This is a genomic window from Kribbella sp. NPDC050281 (genome assembly GCF_040655855.1).
Classification (GTDB): Bacteria; Actinomycetota; Actinomycetes; order Propionibacteriales; family Kribbellaceae; genus Kribbella.
Map to the genome: position 1 here is coordinate 28,476 of NZ_JBFAKS010000017.1, position 15,898 is coordinate 44,373.

The window sequence follows — 15,898 nt, forward strand, 5'->3', positions numbered from 1 at the left end:
TGACCGAGCCCCAGGACCAGACTCCGCCGCAGGACACCGTCCAGCGGATTCCCCGCGGCGAGGCGTTCCTCGACGTCCGCGATCTCAAGGTGCACTTCCCGACCGACGACGGTCTGGTGAAGTCGGTGGACGGGATCTCGTTCAAGCTCGAGCGGGGCAAGACGCTCGGCATCGTGGGGGAGTCCGGCTCCGGCAAGAGCGTGACCAGCCTGTCGATCATGGGCCTGCACCCGCCGGGGGTGGCCAAGATCAGCGGCGAGATCTTCCTCGACGGCCAGGATCTGGTCTCGTCGACCCGCGAGGAGGTCCGGCTGCTGCGCGGCAAGCGGATGGCGATGATCTTCCAGGACCCGCTGTCGGCGATGCACCCGTTCTACACCGTCGGGCAGCAGATCATCGAGGCGTACCGGGTGCACAACGAGGTGAGCAAGTCCGTCGCGCGCAAGCATGCGATCGAGATGCTCGACCGGGTCGGCATCCCGCAGCCGGACCGGCGGGTGGACGCCTATCCGCACCAGTTCTCCGGTGGCATGCGGCAGCGCGCGATGATCGCGATGGCGCTGTCCTGCGACCCGGACCTGCTGATCGCGGACGAGCCGACCACGGCCCTCGACGTCACCGTCCAGGCGCAGATCCTGGACCTGATCCGGGACCTGCAGCGCGAGTTCAACTCCGCGGTCATCATCATCACCCACGACCTCGGCGTGGTCGCCGAGCTGGCCGACGACATCCAGGTGATGTACGCCGGCCGCGCGGTCGAGTACAGCACCGCGGAGGACATCTTCGACCGGCCGCAGCACCCGTACACGTGGGGTCTGCTCGGCTCGATGCCGCGGATCGACCGGGAGCGCAGTGAGCGGCTGATCCCGATCAAGGGCACGCCGCCCAGCCTGATCCACGTGCCGGCGGGCTGCGCGTTCAACCCGCGCTGCAACTACGCCCACCTCAACGGCGGCGCCAGCGAGACCGACCGGCCCGAGCTGCTCGACGTCGGCGACGGCCACATGGTTGCCTGCCATCTCTCCCCGAAGAACCGCCAGCAGGCGTGGGAGACCGACATCAAGCCGAAGCTGTGAACGGGACGACGACTGTGACGACTGCTGACACCGAATCCGACGCCGTCCCGGGCGTGATCGAACCGGCAATGGGCGAGGAGCTCCTCTCGGTCGACAGCCTGGTGAAGCACTTCCCGATCCGCAAGGGCGTGCTGCAGCGCCAGACCGGCGCCGTGCAGGCGGTCGACGGGCTGACCTTCAACGTCAACCGCGGAGAGACGTTCTCGCTGGTGGGGGAGTCCGGCTGCGGTAAGACCACCACCGGCCGGCTGCTGACCCGCCTGCTGGAGCCGACGTCCGGCCGGATCCTGTTCGAGGGCCGCGACATCAGCCACCTCGGCGAGGGCCGGATGCGGCCGCTGCGGCGCGACATCCAGATGATCTTCCAGGACCCGTACGGCTCGCTGAACCCGCGGCACACGGTTGGCAAGATCGTCGGTGCGCCGTACAAGTTGCAGAACGTCAAGACCGAGCATGGCGTGAAGAAGGCGGTGCAGGAGCTGCTCGAACTGGTCGGTCTGAGCCCGGAGCACTACAACCGCTACCCGCACGAGTTCTCCGGCGGTCAGCGGCAGCGCATCGGTATCGCCCGCACCCTGGCGTTGCGTCCGAAGCTGATCGTCGCCGACGAGCCGGTCTCCGCGCTGGACGTGTCGATCCAGGCCCAGGTCGTGAACCTGCTGGAGGACCTGCAGAACGAGTTCGACCTGACGTACGTGATGATCGCCCACGACCTGTCCGTCGTACGGCACGTGTCGGACCGGGTCGCGGTGATGTACCTGGGCAAGATCGTCGAGATCGCCGACCGGGTCAGCCTGTACGAGAAGCCGATGCACCCGTACACGGTCGCGTTGCTCTCGGCGGTCCCGGTGCCGGACACCAAGCGGAAGGCCAAGCAGGAGCGCATCCGCCTGCAAGGCGACGTACCGAGCCCGATCAACCCGCCGCCCGCGTGCCGCTTCCACACCCGGTGCTGGAAGGCCCAGGACATCTGCAAGACGGAGGAGCCGCCGCTGCTGCAGCTGGCTCCCGGTCACCAGACCGCCTGCCACTTCCCGGAGAACCAGCCCGCCAAGCAGGTCGAGCCTCCGGTCACTGACGCGAGTTGACTGCTCAGCGCCTGACGGTCGGCGTCAGGCGCTGAGTGCTTTCCTGGCCGCGGCGAGCAGGTCCCCGGTCTGCTCGGCCAGCGCGCTGTCGTGCTCGCGATAGAAGCCGAGTGCGAACTCCAGGTTCGGTACGGCGTCGTCGTGCTCACCGATGTCGTTCAGCACCCGGCCGAGCTCGAGCCGGGTCTGCGCCTCGCGTCGGAGGTCACCCACGTCCAGAGCGATCTCGAGGGCGTGTTCGGTCTGCTCGATCGCCGACTCGAAGTCGCCGAGCTGGGCATGGACCAGGCCGAGGACGTAGTGCGCGTCGCTGACGTTCTTGCGGTGGCCGAGCGCTTCGAGCTCGGCCATCGCCTGGACGATCTCGGGTACGGCGGACTCGGGCCGGCCCGACTTCGCCCGCGCCCAGGCCCGGTCGATCCTGCCGTTGGCGGCGCCACCCTTGTCGCCGACCGCCTCGAACAACTGCATCGCGGCGGTGCTGGCAGCCTCGGCCGCGGTCCAGTCGCCGAGCTCGGTGTAGACCTCGGTCAGCGTGAGGTTGGTTGCCGCCAGCCCCCGTTTGTTGTCCAGCTGCTGGTTGACGGCCAGGGCGTGCTCGACGAGTGGCAAGGCCTCGCGGTAGCGATGCATCCGGATCAGCAGCCGCGCCTTGTTGTTCGTGGCGAGTGACACCCCGCGGAGATTGCCGATCGACTCGAAGAGGTCGCGGGCCAGACCGAAGCGCTCCGCCGACTCGTCGTACCGTGCCAGCTCTGCCAGGGCGATGGCAGCGTCGGCGTGGAGCTGGGCCAGGGTCCAGCGGTCGAGCTGTCCGGCGGCGACCCGGTCGATCGCCGGCAGCCAGTCGGACATGCTGCCGCGCATCGCGAAGTAGTTGTAGAGGCCGACGATGAGGCCGGCCGCGAGTTCGTCGCGGCCACCGAGGTCGCGGACCTGGTCGATCAGAGCGAGGCAGTTGCGGAGCTCGTCGTCGATCCAGGCCAGCGCCTGCTCCGAGCGATCGAACGCCGGAGAGGCCGGCGCCGGTGGACGGCCGGGCCAGGCCATCCGGGCGGCGTTCGGATCGCCGATGCTGGTCGCCAGCCAGGCGACGGCGACGTAGAACGCGAGGCTGCGGTCGAGCGCGGCGGCCTGCTCGTCCTCGGGGAGCCGTGCGGCGAGCTCGCGGCCGAAGGCGCGGACGAGGTCGTGGAACTGGTAGCGACCGGGCGCCCGGGACTCGAGCAGGTGCAGGTCGGTCAGGCGTTCCAGCCAGCGGTCGGCGTCGGCCGGCCGCGTGTCGATGAGGGCCGCTGCCGTCTCCGCGGTGAAGTCGTCGGCGTCGCTGAGGCTGAGCAACGTAAGGGCTTGTGCGGCGCTGTGGTCGAGTGGGTCGGAGCTGCGGGTCAGCTGCTCGATCGACAGCGAGAGGCTCGCCCGGACATCGAGATCGTCGACGCCAAGGAGGTCGAGCCGGCGGGACTCGTCGGCCAGTCGCTGCGCCAACTCGGTGCCGGAAGCGGACGGATGCCGGACAAGCCACGCGCCGGCCACCGAGAGCGCGAGGGGGAGGTGCCCACACAACTCCGCGACGCGAGCCGCGGCCGAGGCGAGCCGGTCTGCTCCGGCGATGGTCTCGAGTAGACGGAGTGACTCATCCACCGGCATCGGTTCGAGCTGCAGGTGCAGGCTCGCCGGCAGTGCCGTCAGCGTGGCGCGACTGGTGATGAGTACGGCGGACCCGCTCGCGGCCGGGATGAGGTCGGCGACCTGACCGACGTCCTGCGCGTTGTCGAGGACCAGGAGCACGCGGCGGTCGGCCAACCTGCTCCGAAGGGCCGCGACGGCCTCGACGAGACTGCCCGGAACGGCATCGGGCGGTACGCCGGTTCCGCGCAGGAGCTGACCGATCGCGTGCAGTGGACTGACCGGCGTACCGGCGCCGAAGCCGCGCAGGTTCACCAGCAGGGTGCCGTCGGGGTACTGGTCAGCGCTCGCGTGGGCGGCGTGGATCGCCAGTGCGGTCTTTCCGACGCCTGCCATGCCGCGGATCGTGGCGACGATGGGTGAGCCGGGCTGTGCCGGAGTTCCGCTGAGGAGATCGGTCAGCTGGTCGACCTGCTGGGTGCGGCCGGCGAACCCCGCGTTCGCGGACGGCAACTGGCGAGCCACCACCCAGGCCGGACCTGCGAGCTTGGATTGGGTGGCTGTCGGGCCGGCAGCGCCGCGTGAGGCCAGCCGCTTGAAGGCCGCGAGCTCCTCCGGGCTGAGCTGGAGCGCCTTGTCCAGCTTGTCGATCGTGATCGGGTGCGGGAACCGGCGGACGCCACGTTCCAGCAGACCGATGGCCTGCGCGCTGAGACCCGCCAGCTCCGCCAGGCTCTCCTGAGTCAGATCCCTGGCCCGGCGTGCGTCCCGCAGCCGCGCCGCGAACGTGTCCTCCACCCTGCCCCTTTCGTCGCCCAGATTCTGGCAGGCCACCGCTCAGCGCGCCGGACGGCCCCGTTTGGGTGCTCGCTCGCCCAGTTTGTGCGTACGCGCGATCACTGAGTGTCGCAGTCGGGTGGTGGGGTTGCGGCGTTCGACAATGTCGAACGACCGGCGTTGTGCCGCCCCGCTAACGCTTCTACATTCCAGCCAGCCGTGGTCGTCACGGCGTGGAGGGGAGGTTCGGCATGGCTACGACGGAAACAGTCAAAGCAAGAACCCTTCTGGCTGAATGCTCGGCGGAGTTCGCGGGGACATTCATCCTGATCCTGTTCGGCGTGGGTGTGGTGGCCCAAGTGGTGGCTGGCGGTATCGGGGATCACGACTCGATCTCGTGGGCGTGGGGTATCGGCGTGACCATGGGCGTGTACGTGTCGGCCCGGATCAGCGGTGCCCACATCAACCCCGCGGTCACGATCGCCCTCGCGGCGTTCCGCGGGTTCGCCTGGCGGAAAGTGCTGCCGTACATCGGCGCACAGTTCCTTGGTGCGTTCGCGGCGGCGCTGGTGGTCCGCTGGAACTACGACAAGGTCCTGGAGAAGTTCGACCCCGGCCTGACCATCAAGAGTCAGGGCGTGTTCTCGACCCTGCCGGGCAACGGCAGCACGGAGCTCGGTGTCGGCATGTGGGGTGGATTCCTGGACCAGATCATCGGTACGGCGATCCTGATGCTGGTCATCCTGGCCATCGTCGACCTCCGCAACACCGCGCCGATGGCGAACCTCGGCCCGTTCATGATCGGTCTTCTGGTCGTCGGCATCGGCATGGCCTGGGGCACGCTGGCGGGCTACGCGATCAACCCGGCCCGTGACTTCGGTCCGCGGTTGGCGTCCTACCTGACCGGGTACGGGGGAGCGTTCAAGGACCAGTTCGGGGATCCCTATTTCTGGGTCCCGATCGTGGGACCGATCATCGGCGCGCTGATCGGCGCGTTCCTCTACGACCTGCTGGTCGGCCGGAACCTGCCGGTGAGCGACGCGGACGAGGAGCCGGGCCGGGTGCCCGACGAGGAGACCACGGCGTGACGCGCCGTACCACTGAGCAGTGTGAGGAGAGGACTTTCCATGGCTGACTTCGTCGGTGCCGTCGACCAGGGCACCACGAGCACCCGTTTCATGATCTTCGACCACTCCGGCAACGAGGTGGGCATCCACCAGCTGGAGCACGAGCAGATCCTGCCGCAGGCCGGCTGGGTCGAGCACAACCCGGTCGAGATCTGGGAGCGGACCAACTCGGTGATCCGGACCGCGATGAACGCGAAGGGGTTGCAGGCAAGCGACCTCGCCGCACTCGGCATCACCAACCAGCGCGAGACGGCGGTGGTCTGGAACCGCAAGACCGGGCGCCCCTACTACAACGCGATCGTCTGGCAGGACACCCGGACCGACCGGATCGCCTCCGCGCTGGAGCGCGAGGGCAAGGGCGACGTGATCCGGCAGAAGGCCGGCCTGCCGCCGGCGACGTACTTCTCGGCCGGCAAGGTGCAGTGGATCCTGGAGAACGTCGACGGGGTGCGCGAGGCGGCCGAGGCCGGTGAGGCCGTCTTCGGCAACACCGACACCTGGCTGCTGTGGAACCTGACCGGCGGGACGGACGGCGGCGTACACATCACCGACGTCACCAACGCCAGCCGGACCATGCTGATGAACCTCGAGACGCTCGACTGGGACGACGAGCTGATCTCGTTCTTCAACATCCCGCGGCAGATGCTGCCGGAGATCCGGCCGTCGTCGGATCCGAACACGTACGGCGAGACCCTCGCGAACGGTCCGGTCGGCGGCGTGGTGGCACTGACCGGCGACCTCGGCGACCAGCAGGCGGCGACCGTCGGCCAGGTCTGCTTCAACCCGGGCGAGGCCAAGAACACCTACGGCACCGGCAACTTCATGTTGCTGAACACCGGCACCGAGCTGGTCCGGTCGAAGGCCGGTCTGCTCAGCACGATGTGCTACAAGTTCGGCGACGCGGCGCCGGTCTACGCGCTCGAGGGATCGATCGCGGTGACCGGGTCCGCGGTCCAGTGGCTGCGCGACCAGCTCGGCATCATCTCCGGTGCGAGTGAGACCGAGACGCTGGCCCGGCAGGTCGAGGACAACGGCGGCGTGTACTTCGTGCCGGCGTTCTCCGGACTGTTCGCGCCGTACTGGCGGTCCGACGCCCGCGGCGCCATCGTCGGTCTGTCCCGGTTCAACACCAACGCCCACCTTGCCCGCGCAACACTGGAAGCGATCTGCTACCAGAGCAAGGACGTCGCCGACGCGATGGAGAAGGACTCGGGCGTGACGCTCGACGTGCTCAAGGTCGACGGCGGTGTGACGGCGAACGAGCTGGCCATGCAGATGCAGGCCGACATCCTCGGCGTCCCGGTGAGCAAGCCGGTCGTCGCGGAGACCACCGCGCTCGGTGCGGCGTACGCGGCCGGCCTGGCGGTCGGCTTCTGGAAGAACACCGACGAGCTGGTCCAGAACTGGAACGAGGACAAGCGGTGGGAGCCGCAGTGGACGGACGAGCAGCGGACCAAGGGGTACGCCGGCTGGCAGAAGGCGGTCCAGCGGACGCTGGACTGGGTCGACGTCGACTGACCCTGCCCGCTCGGTAGGCAACGCAACGGAATCGGAAGGAACAGCACAGTGGGCGTAGTCGCTCTGTCACCGCAAGCGAGGGCCGACGCCATCGATGCGATGGCCGACGGACGGGAACTGGACGTCCTGGTGATCGGTGGCGGGGTGGTCGGCACGGGGTCGGCGCTCGATGCCGCCACCCGGGGCCTGACCACCGGACTGCTGGAGGCGCGCGACTACGCGAGCGGCACCTCCAGCCGGTCCAGCAAGTTGATGCACGGTGGCCTGCGCTACCTGGAGATGCTCGACTTCCGATTGGTGCACGAGGCGTTGCAGGAGCGCGGCCTGCTCCTGCAACGCCTGGCACCGCACCTGGTGAAGCCGGTGCCGTTCCTGTACCCGCTCCAGCACCGCTGGTGGGAGCGGTTCTACGCCGGAGCCGGTGTCGCCCTGTACGACGGCATGGCCGTCAGCTCCGGGCACGGCGCCGGGCTCCCGCTCCACCGGCACCTGACCCGGCGTGGCGCGATGCGGCTGGTGCCGAGCCTGAAGAAGTCGGCCCTGGTCGGCGCCTTGCAGTACTACGACGCCCAGGTCGACGATGCCCGCCACACGATGGAGCTGGCCCGGACGGCGGCGTCGTACGGCGCTCATGTCGCGAACCGGGTCAAGGTCACCGGGTTCCTGCGCCAGGGTGAGCGGGTCACCGGGGTGCAGGCGAAGGACCTGGAGAGCGGCCGCGAGTTCGAGGTCCGGGCGAAGCAGGTCGTGAACGCGACCGGTGTCTGGACCGACGACACGCAGGCGATGGTGGGGGAGCGCGGCCAGTACCATGTCCGGGCCTCGAAGGGGATCCACCTGGTCGTCCCGAAGGACCGGATCCAGTCCAGCACCGGGATGATCCTGCGGACCGAGAAGTCCGTGCTGTTCATCATCCCGTGGGGCCGGCACTGGCTGATCGGCACCACCGACACCGACTGGAACCTGGACAAGGCCCACCCGGCCGCGACCAGCAAGGACATCGAGTACCTGCTCGACCACGTGAACGCCGTACTCACCACGCCGCTGACCCGGGAGGACGTCGAGGGCGTGTACGCCGGACTCCGGCCGCTGCTCGCGGGTGAGTCCGAAAGCACCTCGAAGCTGTCCCGTGAACACGTCGTGGCGCACGCGGCGCCGGGTCTCGTGGTGGTTGCCGGCGGCAAGTACACGACGTACCGGGTGATGGCCAAGGACGCGATCGACGCGGCCGCCGCGGCGCTGGACGGCCGGGTGCCGAAGTCGGTCACCAAGACCACGCCGCTGGTCGGTGCCGACGGCTACCACGCGCTGTGGAACCAGCGGCACCTGATCGCGCAACGCTCCGGCCTGCACGTGGCCCGGATCGAGCACCTACTCAATCGGTACGGCGCCCTGGTCGACGAGGTACTGCAGCTCGTCGAGGAGGATCCGTCGCTGGGTGAGCAACTGCCGGGCACGCAGGACTACCTGAAGGCCGAGATCGTGTACGGCGCGAAGGCCGAAGGGGCACGGCACCTGGACGATATCCTGGCTCGCCGGACCCGGATCTCGATCGAGGCCTGGGACCGTGGGGTCGGGGCAGCCGAGGCGGCCGCCCGGCTGGTGGCCCCGATCCTCGGCTGGGACGAGGCGACGATCGAGCGTGAGGTCTCGTTCTACATCCGCCGCGTCCAGTCCGAACGTGCCTCCCAGGACCAGCCCGACGACGAGTCCGCCGACAAGGTCCGCCTGGAGGCCCCGGACATCGTGTCCCCGGCCTGAGGCGGGTTACTCGGCGACCTGTTCGGGGCGGATCCAGCCGAAGGTGCGCTGGACTGCGGCCTTCCAGTTGGCGTACTCGGTGGCGCGGCGGTCCGGATCCATGTGCGGCAGCCACTGACCGGCGCGGTGCCAGTTGCTCCGTAGCCCTTCCAGATCGGGCCAGTAGCCGACGGCGAGCCCGGCGGCGTACGCGGCTCCGAGTGAGACGGTCTCGGTCACCATCGGGCGGACCACGGGGACGTCGAGCAGGTCGGCGAGGAACTGCATCAGCAGGTTGTTCGCGGTCATGCCGCCGTCGACCTTCAACGCGGTCAGCGCGATGCCGGAGTCGGCGTTCATCGCGTCGACCACCTCGAGGGTCTGGAAACCGGTCGCCTCCAGCACCGCGCGGGCCAGATGTCCCTTGGTGATGTAGCCGGTGAGGCCCGCGATCACCCCGCGCGCCTCGCTCCGCCAGTGTGGTGCGAAGAGCCCGGAGAACGCCGGCACGATGTACGCGCCGCCGTTGTCCTCGACCGTCCGGGCCAGCGTCTCGATCTCGGCGGCGGTGTGGATCAGCCCGAGCCCGTCGCGGAACCACTGCACGAGCGAACCGGTGACCGCCATCGACCCTTCGAGCGCGTACGACGCCTTCTCGTCGCCGATCTGGTACGCGACCGTGGTCAGCATCCCGTGCGTGGACCGGACGATCTCGTGGCCGGTGTGCAGCAGCAGGAACGAGCCCGTGCCATACGTGCACTTCGCCTCACCGGGACTGAAGCAGGTCTGCCCGAACAACGCGGCCTGCTGATCCCCGAGCGCCGCCCCGATCCGCACCCCGGGCAGTACGTCGGTCGCCGTAGCGAACACCCCCGACGACGGGCGGATGTCCGGCAGCACAGCCCGCGGTACGTCGAAAGCCTCGAGCAACTTGTCGTCCCACTCGAGGGTCTCGATGTTCATCAGCATCGTGCGGCTCGCGTTCGTCACGTCGGTGACGTGCAGCCCGCCGTTCGCGCCGCCGGTGAAGTTCCAGATCAGCCAGGACTCCATCGTGCCGAAGTACACCTCGCCCCGCTCGGCGCGCTGCCGCAGCCCAGGGGTGTGGTCGAGCATCCACTTCAGCCGCGGCGCCGAGAAGTACGTCGTCAGCGGCAGACCACACAGGTCGGCGAACCGGTCCGGGCCCTCGGTGCCGGCCAGGTCGCTCACCAGCCGAGAGGTCCTGGTGTCCTGCCAGACCACCGCATTGCCGATCGGCCAGCCGGTCAAGCGGTCCCAGAGCAGACTGGTCTCGCGTTGATTGGCGATGCCGATGGCAACGATCTGCGACGGCTCGGCGCCGATCTGCCGGACCGCGGTCGGGACCACCCGGGTCACGTTCCGCCAGATCTCGGCCGCGTCGTGTTCCACCCAGCCCGGTCTCGGAAACAGTTGCCGGTGCTCGCGCTGTGCGACCGACACCAACCGTCCGCGGCGGTCGAACAGGATGCACCGCGTCGAGTTGGTTCCCTGGTCCACCGCGGCCACGTATTGCTCAGCCATCGAGCCACCCCCCGATCTCTCGCCGGCCGGATCGCTCAGGTCGAACCGGCCGCCTTCTCGTCAAGTGTCCTCCCGGAGGTCACGCGCGATGGCTTCGGCGGTGGCCCGGACCATACTGATCAGGTCGGGGCGGTGGCGGAGCTTGCTGTCACAGATGCGTTCGAGCCGGCCGGCCAGACCGACCGCACCGACGACCAGACCGCCCAGCCCGCGGATCGGGGCCGCGATGCTGGCGAGTTCGACGGTGTGTTCCTCGAACTCACTGGCCCACCCGCGCGCACGAACGGTGGCGAGCTCCTCGGCCAGGCGGTTCGGATCAGTGATCGTCCGGGTCGTGTACGCCTCCAGCCGGCGCGGTCGGGCGGCTCCGCTGGTGTCGAACGCCAGCACGGCCTTCCCGAGGGCGGTGGCGTGGGGCGGGAGCGTCGTACCGACGTCGAGGTCCTGGTCGCTGTCGTCGGGTCGGAAGACGTGATGGACGACCTCGACCTTGCCGTCGACGAGTCTGCCGACCCGGACGACCTCACCGCTGCGGGAGGCGAGCGAGTCGGCCCAGTTGATCGCGCGGCTGCGCAACTCGTTCGGGTCCAGGTAGCTCTCGCCGAGCCGACCGAAGATGTCGCTCAGGTGGTAGTGCGCGCCGGTGTGGTCCTGCTCGACGAACCCGACCTGCTGCAAGGTCCGGAGTATCCCGTGGACGGTCGGCTTGGCCAGGCCGAGCGCGTTGCCGAGGTCGGCGACGCCGAGCCCGTCCGGTGCGGCCGCGAGCAGTCGCAGCACAGCGGCAGCCCGCTCGATGGACTGCACTGTGCCCGGCACAATGGCAGGCTATCTAGGAATCCGACGTGTGGCTGTAGGCCAAGTCGTCCTTGCGGACCGCGAGGCAACGATCGCGTTCACCCGTCGACATCGACGAGGTCCACGCCCGCCGACTCGGCGGCGACTTCTTCAACCGAACGCGTCGGGAGCGGAGGCGGGGTGCCTCCCCAGGCCGGGCAGATCGCCTTGTGGTCGCACCACTCGCAGAGCGGACCAGGGCTGGGCCGCCAGTCGCCGGACTCGAGTGCCCGGCTGATCGCCGTCCACAACGCCGAGACCTTCCGCTCACAGGCGCGCAGATCCGCCTCGTCGGGCACATACCGGACGATCTCTCCGTTGCCGAGATAGACGAGCTGCAGCATCGCCGGCACGACGCCCCGCAGCCGCCACAGGACCAGCGCGTAGAACTTCATCTGGAACAGAGCCTTGGCCTCGAAGAACTCCGACGGCGACCGGCCGGTCTTGTAGTCGACCACCCGGATCTCGCCGGTCGGCGCGACATCGAGCCGGTCCACGTAGCCCCGCAGTACCAGGCCGGACTCGAGCTCGGTCTCGACGTACAGCTCGCGCTCGGCGGGCTCCAGCGCGTTCGGGTCCTCGAGTGTGAAGTACTTGCCGAGCAGCTGGTGCGCCTCGGCCAGCCACTTGGCCAGCTCCTCGCCGCTCGCGTCCTCGGCGAACAGCTCCGCGACCTCCGGCTCCTCCTCGAGCACGTGCTGCCACTGCGGCTCCAGCAGCCCGGCCGCCTGCTCCAGCGTGCGCTGCCCGCGAGGCAGGTCGAACAAACGCTCCAGCACGCCGTGCACCACCGTGCCCCGGACCGCGGCCGAGGACGGCTTCTCCGGCAACCGGTCGATGACGCGGAAGCGATACTTCAGCGGGCAGCTCATGAAGTCCGCGGCCCGCGACGGCGACAGGGCTCCGCGTGGATGCCCGTGCACGTCGACTTCGGCTGCAACACTCATGCCAGCACCCTAGGCGAGTCCACCGACACTTCGTCGGCGCACACCCGGACCTGTGGAAAACCGTTCGCAGCGAACTCCCAGCCGGCTTTCGGGAAACCATCGGCTCCCTTTGTCACGCTCGACTCATGACGCCACCACCGAAACCACCCCGTGAACACGATCTGGGCCTGGAGTACGACCTCGGCACCCTGCACCGCCGGCGGTTCCTCGGCCTCTTCGCCGGCGCCGGCCTGGCCGCGGTGGCCGGCTGTACTCCGGACGACGCCACCGACTCGGCCACGTCCGGCTCGACGACGACCACGACCTCCAGCACGCCCTCGGCCAGTACGACGAGCAGCGCCGACGTCGACGAGATCCCGCAGGAGACCGGCGGACCCTATCCGGGTGACGGCTCCAACGGGCCGAACGTGCTGACCGAGTCCGGCATCGTCCGCAGCGATCTCACCAAGTCGTTCGGCTCCGCGTCGGGCGTGGCCAGCGGCGTACCGCTGACCGTGACGCTGTCGATCCTGGACGCCGACAAGGACACCCCACTGGAAGGTGCGGCCGTCTACCTGTGGCACTGCGACGCAGAGGGCCGCTACTCCCTCTACTCCGAGGGCGTGACCAACGAGAACTACCTGCGAGGTGTCCAGGCGGCGGACTCGTCCGGCAAGGTCACCTTCACGACGATCTTTCCGGCGGCGTACATGGGCCGCTGGCCGCATATCCACTTCGAGGTCTACGCGAGCCTGTCCGAGGCCACCGCGGCCGGCAAGATCACCCGTACGTCGCAACTGGCCCTGCCGAAGGACGTCTGCGACACCGTCTATGCCACCGACGGGTACGACGGCAGCGCCGAGAACATGTCCAGGACGTCGCTCGAGAACGACAATGTGTTCGGCGACGACGGCGGTGTCCATCAGCTCGCCACGGTCAGCGGCGACGTGGGCAAGGGGTATGTCGCGTCGCTACAGGTGGGTGTGTAGCACGGAGTTACCTGCGGGCAAGTAGCGTTGGGTTGATGCCAGAATCGCGTGATCCTCAGAATCCCGCCCAGCCGGCCGGCCCGCCGCCGCCCGGGACCTGGGTGCTTGGTCGTATCCGCGGCATCCGGCTCACCATGCGATTCACCTGGCTGCCGGTGGCGATGCTGCTCGCGATCGGATTCGCCGCGATCATCGGGCAGCAGTTCCCCTCCCTGGGCGGCTGGCGCTATCTGGCCGCGCTCGCGTTCGTCGTCGCGTTCACGCTGTCGATCCTGGTCCACGAGCTGGCGCACGCCCTGATGGCGATGCGGTTCGGCATCGGGGTCTCGGAGATCAACCTCGGCTTCTTCGCGGCCGGCACGCACATCGAGGGGGAGCGGAAGTCACCGCTCGAGGAATTCGCGGTCTCGGTGGTCGGCCCGGTCGCGTCCCTGGTCGTCGGCGGGCTCGCGTACCTCGGCTCGCGCGCGTTCGACGAGGGCGTCGGGTACGTCGCCCTGTGGGAACTCGGCATCGCGAACCTCATCGTCGGTGTGACCAACCTGCTGCCGGGCCTACCGCTGGACGGCGGCTGGGTGCTGCGCGCGGTGGTCTGGAAGGTCACCGGCAACATGCACACCGGCACGATCGTGGCCGCGTGGGCCGGCCGGATCCTCGCGATGCTGGTGCTGGCGGCACCGGTGATCCTCGAAGAGGTCTGGAACCGCCCACCGACCATGATCGACTTCCTGATCGCGCTCGCGGTCGGGTTCTTCCTCTGGATGGGGTCGACCGCGTCGCTGATGCAGGCGCGGCTCCGCCGCAAACTGCCCGCGCTCCAGGTCCGCACGATGGCCCGCCGCGCGATCGCCGTCCACTCCGGTACGCCGATCTCCGAGGCGGTCCGGCTGGCCGCGGACGCGCAGGCCGGGGCGGTCGTCGTGATCGACGGCGAGGGCAAGCCGCACGCGCTCGTGTCGGAGACCGCGGTGAGCGCGGTCGCGCCGAACCAACGCCCGTGGACCACCGTCAGCGAGGTTTCGACCCGCATCGGCGCGGGCCACATCATCGGGATCAACGACACCGGCGAGGAGATCCTCAAGACGCTGCGCGAGCACCCCGCGTCGGAGTACCTCGTCCTCGACGCGGCCGGCTCGGTGTACGGCGTACTCGCGACCAGCGACATCGAACGAGCCTTCCGCGGCCGCTGAGCCACCCCCTCCCAACCCCCTCGGCCACTCTCGGCCTCTCCTGCCCCGCGCCCGCCCACCCTCCGCCAGCCCCCCGCGCCCGCCCACCCTCCGCCAGGCCCCCGCGCCCGCCCCGCCCCGCCTCGCCTCGGCTGGTGGGCTGGCCCATCAGCTGGCGGGTTGGCCCACGGCACCCGGTTGGCCAACCCACCAGCTGCCTGGCTGACCCTTTGCCCGGCGGCATGCCTGCGTGGGATTCGAGCGCTGCGTGTGGGAGGTGGTCGACTGGCGGGTTGTTTCGTGGCTGGCGTCGTACGAACCCGGCCGCGGTGACGAAAGCCGCCATCCACCGAGAGGCTGCTCGTCGTCGTGATGGGTCTGGTGGGTCAACCCATGAGAGGTTGGTGGGGAGGGGCGGGATTCGGGGATCGCGGTGACTGAAAGTTAAGGTGAGCGCCTTATGGCTGACTTGCGCGACTTTCCCGACCAGGCGTACTCCGGGGTCCATCACGGCCCCTTGCAGGCGGGGGAGTGGATCACCCTGCAGGACTCCAAGGGCCGCCGGCACTCGGTCTTCCTGGAGCGCGGGAAGATCTTCCACACCACCAAGGGCGGGATCGCGCACGACGACCTGATCGACGGCCCGGACGCCGTGGTGATCAAGTCCAAGGGCGGCGTGGAGTACCTCGCGCTGCGCCCGTTGATGGCTGACTACTCGGTGTCGATGCCGCGCGGCGCGGCCGTGATCTACCCCAAGGACACCGCGCAGATCGTCACGATGGCCGACATCTTCCCAGGTGCGAAGGTGGTCGAGGCCGGCGCCGGCTCCGGCGCGCTGACGACGGCGCTGCTGCGCGCGGTCGGCATCCACGGCCAGGTCATCTCGTTCGAACGGCGCGAGGACTTCGCCGAGGTCGCGCGCAAGAACGTGACTGGCTTCTTCGGCGGTGAGCACCCAGCCTGGCGGCTCGAGGTCGGCGACCTCGTCGAGAAGCTGAACGAGCAGGATGTGGACCGGATCATCCTCGACATGCTGGCCCCGTGGGAGTGCGTTGACGCCGCCGCTGAGGCCCTGTCACCCGGTGGGGTGTTCTGTGCCTATGTGGCCACCACGACGCAGCTGAGCCGTGTTGTGGAGACGCTGAGGGCACATGGCGAGTTCACCGAGCCGCGCGCCTGGGAGTCGCTGGTGCGGGATTGGCACGTCGAGGGTCTGGCCGTGCGCCCGGGCCACCGGATGCAGGGGCACACCGCTTTCCTGGTCACCGCACGACGGATGGCACACGGAGTTCAGGCACCGCGCAAGAAGCGCCGGCCGGCGCCGGGTGCGTACGGCGACGACTACGCCGGACCGCGTCGCGCCGAGAGATCGGAAGACGTGCCGAAAGCAACAGATTCATCCGCAACCGACACGTGATGGGATTCAGCTTGCCCAGCGACGTTTTCTGGGTAAGGTCCATTAGGTCGAGCCCCACAT

Annotated in this window: 12 protein-coding genes; 8 read left to right on the plus strand and 4 right to left on the minus strand. The window is 69.1% G+C overall.

Annotated elements, in window-relative coordinates; translation table 11 throughout:
* Positions 1 to 47: 47 nt before the first annotated feature.
* On the plus strand, positions 48 to 1,076 hold the full coding sequence (locus tag AB0I34_RS19825; protein WP_360447064.1) for an ABC transporter ATP-binding protein: 1,029 nt from the start codon (positions 48 to 50) through the stop codon (positions 1,074 to 1,076).
* A 68-nt stretch (positions 1,077 to 1,144) separates the two neighbouring features.
* The gene (locus AB0I34_RS19830; protein WP_360447066.1) at positions 1,145 to 2,164 is read left to right on the plus strand and encodes a dipeptide ABC transporter ATP-binding protein; all 1,020 of its coding nucleotides are present in this window, start codon (positions 1,145 to 1,147) and stop codon (positions 2,162 to 2,164) included.
* Positions 2,165 to 2,188: 24 nt separating this feature from the next.
* On the opposite strand, the gene AB0I34_RS19835 is transcribed toward AB0I34_RS19830, so the two are convergent.
* A complete protein-coding gene (locus tag AB0I34_RS19835) occupies positions 2,189 to 4,591 on the minus strand; it encodes a tetratricopeptide repeat protein (RefSeq protein WP_360446861.1) in 2,403 nt (800 codons plus the stop codon).
* A gap of 230 nt (positions 4,592 to 4,821) precedes the next feature.
* Here AB0I34_RS19835 and AB0I34_RS19840 point away from each other — a divergent pair, with 230 nt between their 5' ends.
* The 3 genes from AB0I34_RS19840 to AB0I34_RS19850 all read left to right on the plus strand — a co-directional run bounded on the left by AB0I34_RS19840 (position 4,822) and on the right by AB0I34_RS19850 (position 8,976).
* Positions 4,822 to 5,658, plus strand: a complete 837-nt coding sequence (locus AB0I34_RS19840; protein WP_360446863.1) for an MIP/aquaporin family protein — start codon at positions 4,822 to 4,824, stop codon at positions 5,656 to 5,658.
* Between the two features lie 39 nt (positions 5,659 to 5,697).
* On the plus strand, positions 5,698 to 7,215 hold the full coding sequence (gene glpK, locus AB0I34_RS19845; protein ID WP_360446865.1) for a glycerol kinase GlpK: 1,518 nt from the start codon (positions 5,698 to 5,700) through the stop codon (positions 7,213 to 7,215).
* 99 nt (positions 7,216 to 7,314) lie between these two features.
* The gene (locus tag AB0I34_RS19850) at positions 7,315 to 8,976 is read left to right on the plus strand and encodes a glycerol-3-phosphate dehydrogenase/oxidase (RefSeq protein ID WP_360446867.1); all 1,662 of its coding nucleotides are present in this window, start codon (positions 7,315 to 7,317) and stop codon (positions 8,974 to 8,976) included.
* 6 nt (positions 8,977 to 8,982) lie between these two features.
* Here the strand turns inward: AB0I34_RS19850 and glpK (AB0I34_RS19855) are convergent, their stop codons facing one another.
* The 3 genes from glpK (AB0I34_RS19855) to AB0I34_RS19865 form a co-directional block, all read right to left on the minus strand.
* Positions 8,983 to 10,500 (minus strand): glycerol kinase GlpK, encoded by a 1,518-nt coding sequence (glpK, locus tag AB0I34_RS19855; RefSeq protein WP_360446869.1) that lies wholly within the window; start codon positions 10,498 to 10,500, stop codon positions 8,983 to 8,985.
* 60 nt (positions 10,501 to 10,560) lie between these two features.
* Positions 10,561 to 11,319 (minus strand): IclR family transcriptional regulator, encoded by a 759-nt coding sequence (locus AB0I34_RS19860; protein WP_360446871.1) that lies wholly within the window; start codon positions 11,317 to 11,319, stop codon positions 10,561 to 10,563.
* 77 nt (positions 11,320 to 11,396) lie between these two features.
* Positions 11,397 to 12,284 carry a PD-(D/E)XK nuclease family protein gene (locus tag AB0I34_RS19865; RefSeq protein ID WP_360446873.1) on the minus strand — a complete coding sequence of 296 codons (888 nt, stop codon included), beginning with the start codon at positions 12,282 to 12,284 and terminating at the stop codon, positions 11,397 to 11,399.
* Positions 12,285 to 12,409: 125 nt separating this feature from the next.
* Here AB0I34_RS19865 and AB0I34_RS19870 point away from each other — a divergent pair, with 125 nt between their 5' ends.
* The 3 genes from AB0I34_RS19870 (at position 12,410) to AB0I34_RS19880 (ending at position 15,838) form a co-directional block, all read left to right on the plus strand.
* Positions 12,410 to 13,252 carry an intradiol ring-cleavage dioxygenase gene (locus AB0I34_RS19870; RefSeq protein WP_360446875.1) on the plus strand — a complete coding sequence of 281 codons (843 nt, stop codon included), beginning with the start codon at positions 12,410 to 12,412 and terminating at the stop codon, positions 13,250 to 13,252.
* Positions 13,253 to 13,287: 35 nt separating this feature from the next.
* Complete coding sequence (locus tag AB0I34_RS19875) at positions 13,288 to 14,442, plus strand: site-2 protease family protein (protein ID WP_360446877.1); 1,155 nt, start codon at positions 13,288 to 13,290, stop codon at positions 14,440 to 14,442.
* Between the two features lie 439 nt (positions 14,443 to 14,881).
* Positions 14,882 to 15,838 carry a tRNA (adenine-N1)-methyltransferase gene (locus AB0I34_RS19880; protein WP_360446879.1) on the plus strand — a complete coding sequence of 319 codons (957 nt, stop codon included), beginning with the start codon at positions 14,882 to 14,884 and terminating at the stop codon, positions 15,836 to 15,838.
* Positions 15,839 to 15,898 lie beyond the last annotated feature (60 nt).